This is a genomic window from Paramagnetospirillum marisnigri (assembly GCF_001650715.1).
GTDB classification, from domain to species: Bacteria; Pseudomonadota; Alphaproteobacteria; order Rhodospirillales; family Magnetospirillaceae; genus Phaeospirillum; species Phaeospirillum marisnigri.
The window spans coordinates 1-18,424 of the sequence record NZ_LWQT01000052.1; the positions used below are offsets into that span (position 1 = coordinate 1).

General features: G+C 64.0%; 14 protein-coding genes and 1 tRNA gene. 12 read left to right on the forward strand and 3 right to left on the reverse strand.

Annotated elements, in window-relative coordinates; genetic code table 11:
• The 12 genes from A6A04_RS21620 to A6A04_RS09325 all read left to right on the forward strand — a co-directional run.
• The coding region (locus A6A04_RS21620; RefSeq protein ID WP_211104280.1) for an EF-Tu C-terminal domain-related protein at positions 1 to 77 on the forward strand (77 nt) is incomplete at its 5' end.
• A gap of 72 nt (positions 78 to 149) precedes the next feature.
• Positions 150 to 225, forward strand: a tRNA-Trp gene (locus A6A04_RS09275).
• 49 nt (positions 226 to 274) lie between these two features.
• On the forward strand, positions 275 to 472 hold the full coding sequence (secE, locus tag A6A04_RS09280; RefSeq protein ID WP_068492178.1) for a preprotein translocase subunit SecE: 198 nt from the start codon (positions 275 to 277) through the stop codon (positions 470 to 472).
• Between the two features lie 7 nt (positions 473 to 479).
• A complete protein-coding gene (gene nusG, locus A6A04_RS09285; protein WP_068492180.1) occupies positions 480 to 1,013 on the forward strand; it encodes a transcription termination/antitermination protein NusG in 534 nt (177 codons plus the stop codon).
• A gap of 152 nt (positions 1,014 to 1,165) precedes the next feature.
• A complete protein-coding gene (gene rplK / locus A6A04_RS09290; protein ID WP_068492182.1) occupies positions 1,166 to 1,594 on the forward strand; it encodes a 50S ribosomal protein L11 in 429 nt (142 codons plus the stop codon).
• A gap of 4 nt (positions 1,595 to 1,598) precedes the next feature.
• Positions 1,599 to 2,291, forward strand: coding sequence for a 50S ribosomal protein L1 (gene rplA / locus A6A04_RS09295; RefSeq protein ID WP_068492183.1), 693 nt, complete (start codon positions 1,599 to 1,601; stop codon positions 2,289 to 2,291).
• A gap of 347 nt (positions 2,292 to 2,638) precedes the next feature.
• Complete coding sequence (gene rplJ, locus A6A04_RS09300; RefSeq protein WP_068492186.1) at positions 2,639 to 3,154, forward strand: 50S ribosomal protein L10; 516 nt, start codon at positions 2,639 to 2,641, stop codon at positions 3,152 to 3,154.
• A 54-nt stretch (positions 3,155 to 3,208) separates the two neighbouring features.
• Positions 3,209 to 3,583, forward strand: coding sequence for a 50S ribosomal protein L7/L12 (gene rplL, locus A6A04_RS09305; RefSeq protein ID WP_068492188.1), 375 nt, complete (start codon positions 3,209 to 3,211; stop codon positions 3,581 to 3,583).
• A gap of 197 nt (positions 3,584 to 3,780) precedes the next feature.
• Positions 3,781 to 7,956, forward strand: coding sequence for a DNA-directed RNA polymerase subunit beta (gene rpoB / locus A6A04_RS09310; RefSeq protein ID WP_068492190.1), 4,176 nt, complete (start codon positions 3,781 to 3,783; stop codon positions 7,954 to 7,956).
• 69 nt (positions 7,957 to 8,025) lie between these two features.
• Positions 8,026 to 12,507, forward strand: a complete 4,482-nt coding sequence (locus tag A6A04_RS09315; protein WP_068492192.1) for a DNA-directed RNA polymerase subunit beta' — start codon at positions 8,026 to 8,028, stop codon at positions 12,505 to 12,507.
• Between the two features lie 164 nt (positions 12,508 to 12,671).
• On the forward strand, positions 12,672 to 13,883 hold the full coding sequence (locus tag A6A04_RS09320; RefSeq protein ID WP_068492193.1) for a TIGR03862 family flavoprotein: 1,212 nt from the start codon (positions 12,672 to 12,674) through the stop codon (positions 13,881 to 13,883).
• Positions 13,884 to 13,957: 74 nt separating this feature from the next.
• Positions 13,958 to 15,532 (forward strand): glycosyltransferase family 39 protein, encoded by a 1,575-nt coding sequence (locus tag A6A04_RS09325; RefSeq protein WP_245651146.1) that lies wholly within the window; start codon positions 13,958 to 13,960, stop codon positions 15,530 to 15,532.
• Between the two features lie 4 nt (positions 15,533 to 15,536).
• On the opposite strand, the gene A6A04_RS09330 is transcribed toward A6A04_RS09325, so the two are convergent.
• The 3 genes from A6A04_RS09330 to nrfD all read right to left on the reverse strand — a co-directional run bounded on the left by A6A04_RS09330 (position 15,537) and on the right by nrfD (position 18,422).
• On the reverse strand, positions 15,537 to 15,839 hold the full coding sequence (locus A6A04_RS09330; RefSeq protein WP_068492231.1) for a DUF6156 family protein: 303 nt from the start codon (positions 15,837 to 15,839) through the stop codon (positions 15,537 to 15,539).
• Between the two features lie 7 nt (positions 15,840 to 15,846).
• On the reverse strand, positions 15,847 to 17,091 hold the full coding sequence (locus A6A04_RS09335; protein WP_068492232.1) for a hypothetical protein: 1,245 nt from the start codon (positions 17,089 to 17,091) through the stop codon (positions 15,847 to 15,849).
• A 131-nt stretch (positions 17,092 to 17,222) separates the two neighbouring features.
• Complete coding sequence (gene nrfD, locus A6A04_RS09340) at positions 17,223 to 18,422, reverse strand: NrfD/PsrC family molybdoenzyme membrane anchor subunit (protein WP_068492197.1); 1,200 nt, start codon at positions 18,420 to 18,422, stop codon at positions 17,223 to 17,225.
• Between the last annotated feature and the right edge of the window lie 2 nt (positions 18,423 to 18,424).

The following is an 18,424-nucleotide window of genomic DNA, read 5'->3' on the forward strand; positions in this document are numbered from 1 at the left end:
ACGAAGGCCTGCGTTTCGCCATCCGTGAGGGTGGCCGGACCGTCGGCGCCGGCGTGGTTGCCAAGATCGTCGAGTAGCTGTATAAGGCGTGGCTTCGGTCTCGCCGGGCCCGAATGCCGGTCCCCTGATCGGGGACCGGTGACGGCTGCAGGAGTGTAGCTCAACTGGTAGAGCACCGGTCTCCAAAACCGGGGGTTGGGGGTTCGAGCCCCTCCACTCCTGCCAAGTCGTTCGGCCTAGCCTCAGGTTGGACGCAAGTTTGACAGTAGAGAATATGGCAAAGACGTCTCCGGCTCTTTTCTTCAAGCAGGTCCGCCAGGAAGTCGCCAAGGTCACTTGGCCCACTCGGCGCGAAACCTCCATCTCCACCGCCATGGTGTTCGTGATGGTGATGCTTTCCGCTGTGTTCTTCCTGGTCGTCGACCAGATTTTCGCTTGGAGCGTTAAGCTCATTTTCGGCCTGGGAGGCTGACGGCAAAATGGCCACCGCCCGCTGGTACGTGATTCACGTCTATTCAGGCTTCGAGAAGAAGGTCGCCCAGTCGATCCGCGAACAGGCGGAACAGAAGGGCATGGCCGAACTGTTCGAGCAGGTTCTGGTTCCCACCGAAGAGGTGGTCGAGGTTCGCCGTGGCGCCAAGGTGAACGCCGAGCGCAAGTTCTTCCCGGGCTATGTCCTGGTGAAGATGGTGCTGACCGACGATACCTGGCATCTGGTCAAGAATACGCCGAAGGTGACCGGCTTCCTGGGCGGCAAGGGCCGCCCCGTGCCGATCACCGAGTCCGAGGCCGAACGGATCATCAAGCAGGTCCAGGAAGGCGTCGAGCGCCCCAAGCCCTCCATCATCTTCGAGGTGGGCGAGCAGGTGCGGGTGTGCGATGGTCCCTTCACCTCGTTCAACGGCCTCGTCGAGGAAGTCGACGAGGAAAAGGCCCGCCTCAAGGTGGCGGTTTCGATCTTCGGGCGGTCCACTCCGGTGGAGCTGGAATACTCGCAGGTCGAGAAAGTTTGAGTTTCGCGTCCCCACGCCGCTCCGCCAGTGCTGGCGGGGCGGCGTGGGGGTGTTTTCGCTTTCCGCATGGGGATGTCTTCATGCGGGTTCGTCGGCGGAAGGCCAGCCATTGGCCGTACCGCCAACTCTGACGACTGACAGAGGATTGTAAGATGGCAAAGAAAATCGTGGGCTACGTCAAGCTCCAGGTCCCGGCCGGCAAGGCCAATCCCTCGCCGCCCATCGGCCCGGCCCTGGGCCAGCGCGGCCTGAACATCATGGAATTCTGCAAGGCCTTCAACGCCCAGACCCAGAGCCTGGAGCCCGGCATGCCGATTCCGGTGGTGATCACCGCCTATTCGGATCGTACCTTCACCTTCGTGACCAAGACCCCTCCGGTGACCTACTTCCTGAAGAAGGCCGCTGGCATCCAGAAGGGCACCACCACCCCCGGCAAGGGCACGGTCGGAGAGGTCACCATGGCTCAGATCCGTGAGATCGCCGAGAAGAAGATGGTCGACCTCAACGCCAATGACGTCGAAGCTGCCAGCAGCATGATCGTCGGTTCCGCCCGTTCCATGGGCCTCAAGGTGGTGGAGTAATCCCATGGCTATCGGAAAGCGCCTCAAGGCGGCCTATGAAGGCATCGACCGCGACAAGTTCTACAACCTGACCGACGCCGTGCAGACCATCAAGTCGCGCGCCGTGGCCAAGTTCGACGAGACCATCGAGATCGCCATGATCCTGGGCGTCGATCCCCGTCACGCCGACCAGATGGTCCGTGGCGTGGTGGAACTGCCCCACGGCACCGGCAAGACCGTGCGCGTCGCCGTGTTCGCCAAGGGCGACAAGGCCGAGGAGGCCCGCAAGGCTGGCGCCGACATCGTCGGCGAGCAGGATCTGTTCGAGATCGTCAACGGCGGCAAGATGGACTTCGACCGCTGCATCGCCACCCCGGACATGATGGGCCTGGTGGGCCGTCTCGGTAAGGTTCTCGGCCCGCGCGGCCTGATGCCGAACCCGAAGCTGGGCACAGTCACCCCCAACGTCGCCGAAGCCGTCCGCGCCGCCAAGGCCGGTCAGGTGCAGTTCCGCGTCGAGAAGGCCGGTATCGTGCATGCGGGCATCGGCAAGGCCTCGTTCTCGGAAGAGAAGCTGGCCGACAACGTCAAGGCGTTCGTCGACGCCATCAACAAGGCCAAGCCCCAGGGCGCCAAGGGCACCTATCTGAAGAAGGTGTCGCTGTCGTCCACCATGGGCCCCGGCCTGAAGCTGGACGTCGCTTCCATCGGCGCCTAAGGGCGTCGCGGGAAGACTGAATTTCCCTCCCCGGTCAAACGGGGAGGGGAGCAGGGCCCTTCCTCTCCAAAAGGGGATGGGTCCGCACCTGTCCGAGACCGTAGGTGCCAAGGAGTGGCGTGCCGCTTCAAGGCTTGATGGGAGCTCCCGCCTACCGAGACAGAGGTAAAAGAACGATTCCGTCCAGCCCCACAAAGGGCCGCGCGGAACACGGCTTGAAGCTTCTGGGACAGGCCACCGGCCCCGAGGGATGGCGTCGTCATCCGATGGGGCCATGGGCAATGGACCGGGGTTTTCGTCGGGGACTGTCCCTGGCGTGGGCTTCGGCTCTATGTTTGGAGACGAAAGTGGACCGGACACAGAAAGCAGATTGGGTCGGGTCGCTGCATGAAAAGCTCGGAGACGTCGGTCTCGTCATCGTCACCCACTACAAGGGTCTGACGGTGGCCGAGATGACCAATCTCCGCGTCAAGATGCGCGCGGCCGGAGCCAGCTTCAAGGTGACCAAGAACCGTCTCACCAAGCTTGCCCTTGCTGGTACCGAGTTCGAGAACCTCGCTGACCTGTTCGTCGGCCCGACCGCCATCGCCGTTTCGCGCGATCCGGTCGCCGCCGCCAAGGTCGCCGCCGAATTCTCCAAGACGAATGACAAGCTGGTGATCCTGGGTGGATCGCTGGGCGGCAATCGTCTGGATGTCGACGGCGTGAAGGCGCTCGCCACCCTGCCGTCGCTCGACGAGCTGCGTGGCCGCCTGATCGGCATGATCTCGACTCCGGCTACCCGGATCGCCGGTGTGCTCCAGGCGCCCGCAGGCCAGTTGGCCCGGGTCCTGAAGGCCAAGGCGGACAAGGACGCTGCGTGAGATTTTTCCCTGCAATACCCAAGCTTCAAGCTTTAGATACTAGGAGTTGTTTAAATGGCTGATCTTGCCAAGCTGGTTGACGATCTGTCGGCCCTGACCGTTCTGGAAGCCGCCGAGCTGTCCAAGATGTTGGAAGAGAAGTGGGGCGTTTCCGCCGCCGCTCCGGTGGCCGTGGCCGCCGTGGCCGCCGGTGCCGCTGCTCCGGCTGCCGAAGAGAAGACCGAGTTCGACGTGATCCTCGCCGATGCCGGCGAGAAGAAGATCAACGTCATTAAGGAAGTCCGCGCCATCACCGGCCTGGGCCTGAAGGAAGCCAAGGATCTGGTGGAAGCCGCTCCGAAGGCCGTCAAGGAAGGCGCGTCCAAGGACGAAGCCGAGAAGATCAAGAAAGTTCTGGAAGAGGCCGGCGCCAAGGTCCAGATCAAGTAAGATCGCCTTTTGGCGTATTGACCAGGGGCCGGGATGCGGATTTCTCGCTTCCCGGCCTTCTGGCGCTTTTATCGGCCCCGCCATTCAGGTGGGGAATTACCACCCGAAAGGGTGGCTGCCTCGATGAGGCATCCCGGTTGCAACCGGGGACGGACGAGGATGCGGGACTTCCCGCAAGATGAGGACGAGGAGCGGCAATGGCTAAATCCTATACGGGTCGCAAGCGTGTGCGCAAAAGCTTCGGGCGGATTCCCACCGTTGCGCCGATGCCGAATCTGATCGAGGTGCAAAAGAGCTCCTACGATCATTTCCTGCAGATGGATGTCGCGCCGGAAAGCCGCGCCAATGTCGGCCTGCAAGAGGTCTTCAAGTCCGTCTTCCCGATCAAGGACTTCTCCGAGCGGGGAACCCTGGAATTCGTCCGCTACGAGCTTGAGCAGCCCAAATATGACGTCGAGGAATGCCAGCAGCGCGGCATGACCTTCGCCGCCCCCCTCAAGGTGACCCTGCGCCTGGTGGTGTGGGACATCGACGAGGATACCGGCTCTCGCTCCATCCGCGACATCAAGGAGCAGGACGTCTATATGGGCGACATGCCCCTGATGACCTCCAATGGCACCTTCGTCATCAACGGCACCGAGCGCGTCATCGTTTCCCAGATGCACCGCTCTCCCGGCGTGTTCTTCGATCACGACAAGGGCAAGACCCATTCCTCGGGCAAGTATCTGTTCGCGGCGCGCGTCATCCCCTATCGCGGTTCGTGGCTGGACTTCGAGTTCGATGCCAAGGACCTGGTCTATGTGCGCATCGACCGTCGCCGCAAGCTGCCGGTGACCACCCTGCTCTACGCCCTGGACGGTGCCGTCACCGCCGCTCTCCGCAAGACCCGCGCCGCCGATGGCCGCGGCCTGGAGCAGTCCGAGATTCGCGGCATGACCTCGGAAGAGATTCTGTCCTATTTCTACGGCAAGGTCACCTATACCCGTGGCCCCAAGGGGTGGAAGACCCCGTTCGATACCGACCGCATGAAGGGCGTCAAGCTGGTCTATGACCTGATCGACGCCAAGACCGGCGAGAAGGTGGCCGATGCCGGCACCAAGATGACGCCGCGCCTGGGCAAGAAGCTGAAGGAAGCCGGTCTGACCGACATCCTGGTGGCGCCCGAGGACATGATCGGCCAGTACGTGGCCGAGGACATCATCAACGAGCTGACCGGCGAAATCTTCACCGAGGCCGGTGACGAGCTGACCAATGCCCTGGTGGCCGAGCTGGAGAAGGCGGGCATCACCGAATTGCCGGTGCTGGCCATCGACCATATCAATGTCGGCCCCTATATGCGCAACACCCTGGCGGTGGACAAGAATTCGTCCCGCGAGGAAGCGCTGATCGACATCTATCGCGTCATGCGTCCGGGCGAGCCCCCGACCCTGGAAACCGCCGAGGCTCTGTTCAACGGCCTGTTCTTCGACAGCGAGCGCTATGACCTGTCGGCCGTGGGCCGGGTCAAGATGAACTCGCGCCTCAACACCCCCGAGGTTGCCGACACCGTGCGCGTTCTGCGCAAGGAAGACATCCTGGGCGTGATCAAGGTGCTGGTCGAGCTCAAGGACGGCAAGGGCGAGATCGACGACATCGACCATCTGGGCAACCGCCGCGTCCGCTCGGTGGGCGAGCTGATGGAAAACCAGTACCGTGTCGGCCTGCTGCGCATGGAGCGCGCCATCCGCGAGCGCATGTCCAGCGTGGACATCGACTCGGTGATGCCGCACGACCTGATCAACGCCAAGCCTGCGGCCGCGGCCGTGCGCGAGTTCTTCGGCAGCTCGCAGCTGTCGCAGTTCATGGACCAGACCAACCCGCTGTCGGAAATCACCCACAAGCGGCGTCTGTCGGCCCTCGGGCCGGGCGGTCTGACCCGTGAGCGCGCCGGTTTCGAGGTGCGCGACGTGCACCCGACCCATTACGGCCGCATCTGCCCGATCGAGACCCCCGAAGGTCCGAATATCGGTCTGATCAACTCGCTGGCCACCTATGCCCGCGTCAACCAGTACGGCTTCATCGAGGCGCCCTACCGCAAGGTCAAGGACGGCGTGGTCAGCTCGGACGTGGTCTATCTCTCCGCCATGGAGGAAGGCCGCTACACCGTCGCCCAGGCCAATTCCGAACTGGATGCCGAGGGCCGCTTCGTCCATGACCTGGTCTCCTGCCGTCAGGCCGGTGAGTTCGTCATGGTGGCCCCCAGCGAAATCAACATGATCGACGTGTCGCCGAAGCAGTTGGTCTCGGTGGCCGCCGCCCTGATTCCGTTTCTGGAAAACGACGACGCCAACCGCGCCCTGATGGGCTCGAACATGCAGCGTCAGGCCGTGCCGCTGATCCGCGCCGAAGCCCCCCTGGTGGGCACCGGCATGGAGCAGGCGGTGGCGCGTGACTCCGGCGCCGCCATCACCGCCAAGCGGACCGGCGTGGTCGATCAGGTGGACGCCACCCGTATCGTCATCCGCGCCACCGAGGAAACCCAGGCCTCGGCCTCGGGCGTCGACATCTACAACCTGCTGAAGTTCCAGCGCTCCAACCAGAACACCTGCATCACCCAGCGTCCGCTGGTGAAGGTGGGCGATCTGATCAAGAAGGGCGACATCATCGCCGATGGTCCCTCGACCCAGTTGGGCGAACTGGCCCTGGGCCGCAACGTGCTGGTCGCGTTCATGCCCTGGAACGGCTACAACTTCGAGGACTCCATCCTGATCTCCGAACGCATCGTCCGCGACGACGTGTTCACCTCGATCCATATCGAGGAATTCGAGGTCATGGCCCGCGATACCAAGCTGGGCCAGGAAGAAATCACCCGCGACATCCCCAATGTGGGTGAAGAGGCCCTGAAGAACCTGGACGAGGCCGGCATCGTCTATATCGGCGCCGAGGTCAAGCCGGGCGACATCCTGGTGGGCAAGGTCACCCCCAAGGGTGAATCGCCCATGACCCCGGAAGAGAAGCTGCTGCGCGCCATCTTCGGCGAGAAGGCCTCGGATGTGCGTGACACCTCGCTGCGTCTGCCGCCGGGCGTGTCGGGCACCATCGTCGAGGTGCGGGTGTTCTCGCGTCGCGGCGTCGAGAAGGACGAGCGCGCGCTGGCCATCGAGCGGGCGGAAATCGAGCGTCTGGCCAAGGACCGCGACGACGAACGCCACATCCTGGAACGCTCGTTCTTCGCCCGTCTGAAGGCCCTGCTGCTGGGCAAGAAGGTCGTGTCCGGACCCAAGGGCCTCAAGGCCGGGACCGTGCTGGCCGACGCCAACATGGACGAACTGCACCCCAGCGCCTGGCGCAACATCGCCATCGACGACGATGCCGTCATGGCCGATGCCGAGGCGCTGAAGCGCGCCTTCGACGCCCAGGTGGACAAGCTGCAGGAGCGGTTCGAGAACAAGGTCGAGAAGCTGCAGCGCGGCGACGAACTGCCGCCCGGCGTGATGAAGATGGTCAAGGTGTTCGTGGCGGTGAAGCGCAAGCTGCAGCCCGGCGACAAGATGGCCGGTCGTCACGGCAACAAGGGCGTCATCTCGCGCATCGTTCCGCTGGAAGACATGCCTTATCTGGAAGACGGTCAGCAGGTGGACATCGTGCTGAACCCGCTGGGCGTGCCGTCGCGCATGAATGTGGGGCAGATCCTTGAAACCCATCTGGGTTGGGCCTGCGCCGGATTGGGCCAGCAGATCGGCGGCATGTTGGACCAGTACAAGCGCAACACCGCCACCCTGGACGACCTTCGGGCCAAGCTGAAATTCGTCTATGGCGACGAGACCTATGCCGAGGACATTTCGGAACTGTCCGACGACGAGGTCATCGAGCTGGCCACCAACCTGAACCACGGCGTGCCCATCGCGACGCCGGTGTTCGACGGTGCCCGCGAGAGCGATATCGTCGAGATGCTGACCAAGGCCAACCGGTCTTCGTCGGGTCAGGTCACCCTGGTGGACGGCCGGACCGGCGAGCCCTTCGACCGCAAGGTCACCGTGGGCTACATCTACATGCTGAAGCTGCACCATCTGGTGGACGACAAGATCCACGCCCGTTCCATCGGCCCGTATTCGCTGGTCACCCAGCAGCCGCTGGGCGGCAAGGCCCAGTTCGGCGGCCAGCGCTTCGGTGAAATGGAAGTGTGGGCGCTGGAAGCCTACGGCGCAGCCTATACGCTGCAGGAGATGCTGACGGTCAAGTCGGACGACGTTTCCGGCCGCACCAAGGTCTACGAGGCCATCGTGCGCGGCGACGACACCTTCGAGGCAGGCATCCCCGAGTCGTTCAACGTGTTGGTCAAGGAACTGCGGTCCCTCGGCCTCAATGTCGAGCTGACTTCGCGCGACTTCTAAGGATACGGACCCGGCGCGGGGGGATTTCACGCCCCCCGCCGCACCCGCAAGGTCTCACGGGAGTATGACATGAACGAACTTATGAAGATCTTTGGTCAGGCGAGCGGCACCCAGGCCTTCGACCAGATCCGTATCTCCATCGCCAGCCCCGAGCGTATCCGCTCGTGGTCCTTCGGCGAGATCAAGAAGCCCGAGACCATCAACTACCGGACTTTCAAGCCGGAGCGCGACGGCCTGTTCTGCGCCCGCATCTTCGGTCCGATCAAGGACTACGAGTGCTTGTGCGGCAAGTACAAGCGCATGAAGTATCGCGGCATCATCTGCGAGAAGTGCGGCGTCGAGGTCACCCTGGCCAAGGTCCGGCGCGAGCGCATGGGCCATATCGAGCTGGCCTCGCCCGTCGCCCATATCTGGTTCCTGAAGTCGCTGCCTTCGCGCATCGGCCTGCTGTGCGACATGACCCTGAAGGACCTGGAGCGGATTCTCTATTTCGAGAATTACGTGGTGGTCGAACCCGGTCTGACCCCGCTGAAGCTGCGCGAACTGCTGACTGAAGAGCAGTATATGCGCGCCGTGGACGAATACGGCGAGGATGCCTTCACCGCCAAGATCGGCGCCGAGGCCATCCGCGACATGCTGTCGGTGATCGACCTGGAGACCGAGAAGGCCCAGCTCAAGATCGACCTCAAGGAAACCACCTCGGAAGCCAAGCGCAAGAAGCTGGTCAAGCGCCTGAAGCTGGTGGAAGCCTTCATGGAATCCGGCTCGCGCCCGGAATGGATGATCCTGGAAGTAATTCCGGTGATTCCGCCGGAACTGCGTCCGCTGGTGCCCCTGGATGGTGGCCGCTTCGCCACCTCCGACCTCAACGACCTCTATCGTCGCGTCATCAACCGTAACAACCGTCTGAAGCGCCTCATCGAGCTGCGCGCCCCCGAGATCATCGTGCGCAACGAGAAGCGCATGCTGCAGGAGGCGGTGGACGCCCTGTTCGACAACGGCCGTCGTGGCCGCGCCATCACCGGCGCCAACAAGCGTCCGCTGAAGTCGCTGTCCGACATGCTGAAGGGCAAGCAGGGCCGCTTCCGTCAGAACCTGCTGGGCAAGCGCGTCGACTACTCCGGCCGTTCGGTCATCGTGGTCGGCCCCGAGCTGAAGCTGCACCAGTGCGGCCTGCCCAAGAAGATGGCGCTGGAGCTGTTCAAGCCCTTCGTCTATTCGAAGCTCGAACTCTACGGCATGGCCACCACCATCAAGGCCGCCAAGCGCATGGTGGAAAAGGAACGTCCCGAGGTGTGGGACATCCTGGAAGAGGTCATCCGCGAGCATCCGGTGATGCTGAACCGCGCGCCGACCCTGCACCGCCTCGGCATCCAGGCCTTTGAGCCCGTGCTGATCGAGGGCAAGGCCATCCAGCTGCATCCGCTGGTCTGCACCGCCTTCAACGCCGACTTCGACGGCGACCAGATGGCCGTGCACGTTCCGCTGTCGCTGGAAGCGCAGCTGGAAGCCCGCGTGCTGATGATGTCCACCAACAACATCCTGTCGCCCGCCAACGGCAAGCCGATCATCGTGCCGTCGCAGGATATCGTGCTGGGTATCTACTACATCACCATGGAACGGGACGAAATGCCCGGCCAGAGCCTGCGGATCCGCTCGCTGGACGAGCTCAAGGGTGCCATCGCCAACAATTCGGTGCTGTTCTATTGCCCGACCGATCCGGCCGCCAAGATCGACACCAATGATCTGGACGCTCTGCTGGGCCGCATCGCCCGGCGCGAGGTCTCGGCCCATCGCCGCGTCAACCTCCCCAACAAGGAGGCGTTGGAGGCCGGTCTGAAGAGCGGCGCGCTGCGCCTGTTCAACATCGAGAAGCCTGGCACCGCCCTGGTGTTCCCCAATGCCGACGATGCCGACAAGGCCATCAAGGCGGGCAAGGCGCTGCTGTTCAAGGTGCCGGTGTTCGTCAACATGGCGGAGATCGAGGAAGCGCTGGCCGAAAAGACCATCACGCTGCACCAGAAGATCAAGGCGCGCTTCAACACCGTCGATTCCGAGGGCACCCCGGTCACCCAGATCGTGGACACCACCCCCGGCCGCATGATGCTGTCGGTGATCCTGCCCAAGCACAAGAACGTGCCGTTCTCGCTGATCAACCGGCTGTTGACCAAGAAGGAAATCCAGAACGTCATCGACGTGGTCTATCGCCATTGCGGCCAGAAAGAGACCGTGATTTTCGCCGACCGCGTCATGGGCCTGGGCTATTCCAACGCCTTCAAGGCGGGCATCTCCTTCGGCAAGGACGACCTGGTCATCCCGCCGGAAAAGGAAAGCCTGGTGGGCGAGACCGAGGAAAAGGCCAAGGAATACGAGCAGCAGTACCAGGACGGCCTGATCACCCAGGGCGAGAAGTACAACAAGGTGGTCGACGCCTGGTCCAAGTGCACCGACGACGTCGCCGACGCCATGATGAAGCAGATCTCGTCGCTGCTGCCGGGCAAGCCCATCAACTCCATCTACATGATGGCCCATTCCGGCGCGCGAGGCTCCGCCGCCCAGATGAAGCAGCTGGCCGGCATGCGCGGCCTGATGGCCAAGCCCTCGGGCGAAATCATCGAGACGCCGATCATCTCGAACTTCAAGGAAGGCCTGACCGTGCTGGAGTACTTCAACTCCACCCACGGCGCCCGTAAGGGTCTGGCCGATACCGCGCTGAAGACCGCCAACTCGGGTTACCTGACCCGTCGTCTGGTGGACGTGGCCCAGGACGCTATCATCTACGAGGAAGATTGCGGCACCACCAACGGCCTGACCGTGTCGCCGGTGATCGAGGGCGGCGAGGTCATCGCTTCGCTGGCCGAACGTATCCTGGGCCGCTCGGCGGCGCGCGACATCGTCAACCCGGCCACCGGCGAGGTCCTCGTCAAGGCGGCGCAGATGATCCAGGAGTCGGAGGTCGAGGCCATCGACGCCGCCGGCATCGAGACCGTGGTCATCCGGTCGGTGCTGACCTGCGACTCGGAAGAGGGCGTTTGCGGCACCTGCTACGGCCGTGACCTGGCCCGCGGCACCCGCGTCAATGTGGGCGAGGCGGTGGGCGTCATCGCGGCGCAGTCCATCGGCGAGCCGGGCACCCAGCTCACCATGCGGACCTTCCACATCGGCGGCGCCGCCCAGCGCGGTGCCGAGCAGTCGTCCATCGAGGCTTCCATCGACTCCACCGTCCAGGTGATCAACCGGAACCTGGTGGTGAACTCCTCGGGCGCCTCCATCGTCATGAGCCGTAACTGCGAAGTGGCCCTGCTGGACCACAACAACCGCGAGCGTGCCCGTCACCGCGTTCCCTACGGCGCCAAGCTGCTGGTGGACGAGGCCCAGAAGGTCACCCGCGGCACCAAGCTGGCCGAATGGGACCCCTACACCCTGCCCATCATCACCGAGCGCTCGGGCGTGGCCCATTACGTGGATCTGACCGAAGGTCTGTCCATGCGCGAGGTCATGGACGAAGCCACCGGCATCACCAGCAAGGTGGTGATCGACTGGAAGCAGCAGCCCAGGGGCTCGGAACTGCGTCCGCGCATTACGCTCCGTGACGAGAAGGGCGAGGAAGTGTTGCTCGCCAACGGCCTGGAAGCCCGCTACTTCATGAGCGTGGACGCCATCCTGTCGGTGGAGAACAACACCAAGGTCAATGCCGGTGACGTGCTGGCCCGCATCCCGCGCGAATCGTCCAAGACCCGCGACATCACCGGCGGTCTGCCGCGTGTGGCGGAACTGTTCGAGGCGCGCAAGCCCAAGGACCACGCCATCATCTCCGACATCGACGGCCGCGTCGAATTCGGCAAGGACTACAAGTCCAAGCGCCGGATCATGGTGGTCCCCGAGGACGGCGATCCGGTGGAATACCTGATCCCCAAGGGCAAGCATATCAGCGTGCAGGAAGGCGACTATGTCCGCCGTGGCGATCCGCTGATGGACGGCAATCCGGTGCCGCACGACATCCTGAAGGTCCTGGGCGTGGAAGCCCTGGCCCAGTATCTCATCAACGAGATCCAGGAGGTCTATCGTCTGCAGGGCGTGAAGATCAACGACAAGCACATCGAGGTGATCGTTCGCCAGATGCTGCAGAAGGTCGAGATCACCGATCCCGGCGACACCACCCTTCTGGTGGGCGAGCAGGTGGACCGCGTCGAGTTCGATATCGAGAACTCGAAGGCCATCCGCGAGCAGGGCCGCCCCGCCTCGGGCACTCCGGTGCTCCAGGGCATCACCAAGGCGTCGTTGCAGACCCACTCCTTCATCTCGGCGGCCTCGTTCCAGGAGACCACCCGCGTGCTGACCGAAGCCGCCGTGTCCGGCAAGGTCGACAGCCTGCAGGGGCTGAAGGAAAACGTCATCGTTGGTCGTCTGATCCCCGCCGGTACCGGCGCGGTGATGAACCGCCTGCGGGCCATTGCCGCCAAGCGCGACAAGGACATGCAGGAAGTGGACGGTGGTGCCCAGGTCCCGGCGATCCCCGGTGCCGAAAGTGCTCCGCCCGCCGCCGAATAGGCCGGTTGGCGTCCGTCATACCCCCGCCGGGCAACCGGCGGGGGTTTTTTCTGCCCGGTCATGCGTTTGGTTTTCCCTGGCCTTGCGTCTTCCCGACGCGACGAGGCGGGGTTCGCCTGCTATATTGAAGGGCAGGGATCGGGCGCCCACGGAAGGATCAAGCCATGGCTGCGATTGTCATCGGCGGTGGGCCTGCGGGGTTGATGGCGGCGGAAGTGCTTGCCGAACGGGGGCTTCCCGTGGCGGTGTTCGATGCCATGCCGTCGCCGGGCCGCAAGTTCCTGCTGGCGGGCAAGGGTGGCCTCAACCTCACCCATTCCGAGGCCCTGGGCAGTTTCATCCCCCGCTATGGCGCCCGGGCGGGCCTGTTCCAATCCCTGCTGGGTGAGTTCGGCCCCGTCGACCTGCGCAACTGGGCCAAGGAGCTGGGCATCGACACCTTCGTCGGTTCGTCCGGTCGGGTGTTCCCATCGGAGATGAAAGCGGCGCCCCTGCTGCGGGCCTGGATCAAGCGCCTGCGGGAGTTTGGGGTGGAGTTCAATGTCCGTCATCGCTGGCTGGGGTGGAGCGATGACGGGCGGTTGCGGTTTCGCACCCCCAAGGGGGAGGTGACGGCGACTGCGGAGGTGGTGGTCTTGGCCCTGGGAGGGTCGTCTTGGCCCCATCTGGGCTCCGATGGTTCGTGGGAAAGTATCCTGGCCGCCCATGGGGTGGATGTCGCCCCCATGCTTCCCGCCAATTGCGGTTTCGACCTGGACTGGAGCCCTCGCTTCGTCGAGCGCTTCGCGGGCTGCCGATTGCCGACCGTGGAACTGTCCTTTGACGGCCGCACCCAGCGCGGCGAGATCACCATCAGTGCCAACGGCATCGAGGGAGGCTGCGTCTATGCCCTGTCGGCCAGCCTGCGCGATGCCATCGCCACCAACGGCATCGCCCTGCCGACCCTGGACCTGATGCCGGACTGGAGCGAGGAGCGTCTGCTGGACGCCATTTCGCGTCCCCGGGGATCTCGCTCGCTTTCCACCCATTTGCGCAAGGTGACCGGGTTGGATCCCGTGGCGGTGGGGCTGCTGCGCGAACTGCTGCGCAAGGAGGATATGGACCATCCCCTGCGCCTGGCATCGGAAATCAAGGCACTGCCGCTGCCCCTCATGCGTCCCCGTCCCGTGGCCGAGGCCATTTCCACGGCCGGCGGCGTGAAATTCGAGGATCTGGACCATAACCTCATGATCAAGGGCATGCCGGGCGTGTTCGTGGCCGGGGAGATGCTGGATTGGGAGGCCCCGACCGGTGGCTATCTGCTGACCGGATGTTTCGCCACCGGACGGCGGGCCGGGCTGGGAGCGGCCAGCACCATGATGGCGAAGAGGGACTGATCCCATGATCATGGTTCTTTCGGGATGGGCCGGGTCAGGCTATTCTCGCCTCACGACATGATACGGAATTCATAATGGCGCGACCGTTTCCGGTCACTTCCGAGGCACTTGGCTCGGCCTCCTTCCCCAGGAGGGCGGTGATTGTCCTGTTCGTGGCCTTTGGCCTGGGCTGGGGTGTGCTGCCGTCGCTGGTCAGCACCACCTTGCATCGCGACACCATTCAGATCCTTTACTGGGGTCAGGAATGGGAATTGGGCTATTTCAAGCATCCTCCCTTGATCAGTTGGCTGAACGAGCCGCTGTTCCTGCTGTTTGGCCCGCTGGACGTGGTCTATTACCTGGAAAGCGTGGCCCTGACCCTGCTGGCCTTCTGGGTGGTTTATCGCTTCGCGCTTCGCTATGTGTCGCCGCTGCGCTCGGCGATGGCGGTGGCGGCCCTGACGGTGATGGGCTATTTCAGCTATGTGATCCCGGCGCTGAATCACAATGTCTTGCTGCTTCTGCCGTGGTGCCTGTCCATCGTCTTTGGCTACGAGGCCCTGGAGGAACGGCGCAAGGCCGCCTGGCCCGCCTTGGGGCTGGCGCTCGGCATCGGCATCTTGACGAAATACACCATCTTGCTGTTGCCCCTGGTCTTCCTGGGCCATGTCCTCGGCCACCGCAAGCACTGGCCGCTGCTCCGCGATCCCTGGGTCTGGCTGGGGGTCGGACTGTGCCTGCTGGTGGCGTCGCCCCATCTGGGGTGGTTGGTGGACAGCGAGTTCGCGCCGCTGACCTATCTGGCCGATAGCGCGGGACTGGACAGCCGAGGCTTTGCCGAGCGCCATCTGCTGACGCCGCTGACGAATCTGGCCATGATGGTCGGCATGTGTGGCTCGCTGCTGCTGTTGATGGTGGGGGCTTTGGGGTTGCCCCGGCTGCAGGGACGGCCCGCTTCCAGCGCCGAGCACTATCTGATGGCGGTGAGTTTTGGACCGGCGGTGGCGGTGGTGGTGCTGTCGGCCATCTCCGGCGGCGAGATGCGGGTGGAGTGGGCGACCACCTTCTTCGCGACCCTTCCCATTGTGTTGCTCCGCTATCTCTATGCCGCGCCCGATGGGCCTCGGCTGCGCCGGTTCATGGTCTGGGTGGCGGGGCTGAATGCCGCCATGATGACCACCTTCGTGCTGATCTTCGGCGGTTGGATCAATCAGGTGCCGGAAGGCGAGTGGTCGCGGTTTCCCGATCGGGCGGTGGCGGCGGCAATCTCGGAAAGCTGGGCCAAGGTCTGCCCCGGGCCGGTGCCGGTGATCGTCTCCGATTCGTGGCTGGCGGGAACGGCTTCCTACCGGTTGCCCGGGCGTCCCCGGGTTTATACCGAGGCCGACTCCTTCATGGCGCCGTGGCTATCGGATGAAGACGTCCAGGATAGCGGTGGTGTCGTGGTCTGGAACATGGATAACCCCACCCAATTCCGCGAATTGGATCACCAGGAGGAAATCGGCCAGGCTGGTCGTATTGGCTGGTTTCCCGGACTGGAAGAGATGGGGCGTCGCTTCGGGCCGCTTTTGGGTCTTGCGGACGCCACCTTCCCTTATCCGCCACCGGTGACACTGCCGCCGCTGCGGCTGGGATTCGCGGTGATTCCGCCTGCCAAGCCCTGCCGCTGAAGTTTCAGCCGGTCAGTCGGGCACCGTCCGGGGCGAACTCCATGACGGTCAGTTCATCGTCCATCACGATTTCCGCCCGCTTCAGCATTCCATTGGGGTGATAGTCGTAGCGATGCGACAATTGGATATCGCCATAGACCATCTTGTCGCACCCCACCAACCGCTCCTCAGGATCGAAATAGGCCCGCATGAAGGTATTGCGGTGGCCGAGATCGGAGTCCTCCAGGGGGCTGACCAGCTTCAAGGGCAGCTTTACCCCGGAATAGGACAGGAAATGGCGAAGAACGGTTCCTGCGGGTTGTGACATATCCAACTTACCGACGTGAGGGGGCCGAGACCATGGGCGTGGGCGCCCGCGAGGCACGGGCGGGACCGGCAGGGCCAACGGGACCGGGTTTGGCTAGAACCTTGGGGGCGGGTGGCGCGGCGGCGGGAGCGGGGACCGCCGTCGCCGTCTTGACCGCGTTCTGGGCGGGCAGGCCGCTGTTCAGATCGATAGCGAAGGCGATGGCACGCTCGCAAGCCTGCCGCAGGCCGGGCAGCGAGCGGGGCCAAGGACGGCAGCTCTCCAGGTGCTTGGCCAGCTTCTGGATCGCCCAGATGGCGCCGGTGGCGCCGAATCCCTGACGGAAGGCCTTTTCCCCCATGCGCGACAGGGCGGTGAACAGGAAGACTGCGGTCAGCTTCAACTCGTAATTCCAGGCCGGCTGCAAGATTTGAAAAATGCGCAAGTCCATGGTGCCGATCAGCGCCGCCGCCCGGCGGCCACCATTCTCGGCCAGGTCAGGGAAGATGGCGTCCAGACCCAACTTGACGAAGGCGTCCTTCAGGACGTGGGGGTCCACATTGCCGTCCGGCCCGACCAGCCGTTTGGCATCGTCCAGCACCAGCGGCAGACGGCCGTCGATGCTGACGCCTTCCTCCGCCAGGATCTTCAACTGGGCTGGTTCGCGGAAGTCCAGCACCCGGGCGCCCAGCCGGGTGACGGTGGGCAGGTCGATGGGGGCGTAATGGGGGATCAGCGGCACCTGCCACTCATAGAGCAGGTTGGAGCGGTAGGCCCCGTACAACTCGTCGGCGGGGGCGGGGGGCTGGATCACCGGGGCTGGCGGCGGCGGTGCTTTCTTCAGCTTCAGGCGGATGGCGGTCTGTTGCAGCACGCCCCGCGACTCGGCCCTGGGGGCCTGGACCACGGGCGGCAATGACGGCAGGCTTGCCCGGAAATAGCGCTTGGCCGAGGCCCGCACCACCAGCCGCACCACGTCATCCACCGAACGGCCGCACCACAGTTCATCCTGGTCCGATGTGGGCGGACGCTTGTCGGGGCGCATCACCACCCGCTTGAACAGGTCGGGCTGCGAGCGGAAGACCTGGAAACACTCGTGCAGCAGCTCGGGAGTATTCAGGACATGGTCATAGACCAGATGCGGCGGCACGTCCGACAACATCGAGACATTGGCGCGGAGAATGTCCGAAACCTGAGTCCGCAACGCGGCGCGAATGGCATCGAGATGATTTTGCGACGGCTGTGCGTCGACCGCGAGATTGAAACTCTTCACCTTGCCCCCCAAGATGCAGTGACATCACGCCCGCTATTCCCAGGGATAGGTTTGCATTTTTTTGTGACGGATATCAATAAAATGTTAACTTTCGGCGCCTCCGGGATGAAGATTTTTTGACATCGGTCAATTTATCGGTTGGGAGTCGAATCTCGAATTTCAGCGGGCAGCAGACGCAGCGCGCTGATTCCGACCAGGATGATCAGTCCGGCCACGGCCATGCCGCCCAGGCCCAGCACCACTTCCGGCAGGGTGGGGGTATAGGCGTGGATGCGACCATCGGCGAAGCTTGAGCTGACTTCCATGCCGGGGAACAGGTCCAGCGGCCAGGCCTGGCCGCCGATGATCAGGACATAGACCTGGGCCATGCCGCCCAGGACCACCAGAAGGGAGGCCATGGTGGCGCGCTTGCGCACCGAATGACGGCAGCCGCCGAAGGCCATCACCAGCGGCAACACGCCGCCCAATCCCACCTGGACGCCCCAGAACAGCAGGGTGTGGATGGTGCCGCCCGCCAGGATGAAGGCCTCCACCCCGCCGCGCCCGGCGAAATAGAGTTGGGTCAGGTGATGCAGGGCAACGAAATAGAGATTGGCGGCGACGAACAGCCCCAGCAGCCGCACCATGCGGCCCAGCAGGGCCTCGTCCAGCGGCCGCCTTGTGGTCTTGGCGGCATAGAGCAGCACCAGGATGAAGGCGGCCAGGCCAAAGGCGAAGGACATGGCGATGAACAGCGGCGCCATCACGGCGGCGCCATAGGCCTCGCGCGCCACCAGGAAGCCGAAGATGCAGCCGGTGCCGGTGGTCAGCACCAGCCGCCAGAGGAAGGCGGCCAGGGCGGCGGGCTTGTAGAAGCGCTTCAGGCGCCAGTCCATCATGGTCCACAGATAAGCGGCGACCACGGCGAAGAAGCCGGAATACAGCACCACGTTCCAGGTGAAGATGGATTTGAGGTTGAAATGGGTCATGGCCACGATCAGGCGGTCGGGCCGCCCCAGGTCGAGCACCAGCACCATCAGCCCCCCGGCCAGCAGGGCCATGGCCACCAGACCGGACATGCGGGCCAGCGGCTGATAGGCCTCGCGCCCGAATACCGAGCCCATGGAGGCGATGTTCAGCGCCCCCGAGGCGGCGACGATCAGGAAGACGGCGAAGACATGGGGCATGCCCCACACCACCTGATTGGTCATGCCGGTGACCCAGTGGCCCTGATGCTCCATATACCAGACGGCAGCCAGGGCGGCGGCCAGCACCGCGCCCAAGGCCGCCGCCAGCGCCAGCCAGCCTCGGGTATAGGGCCGTACTTCCAGATAGACGGTCTTCGCGGTCATGG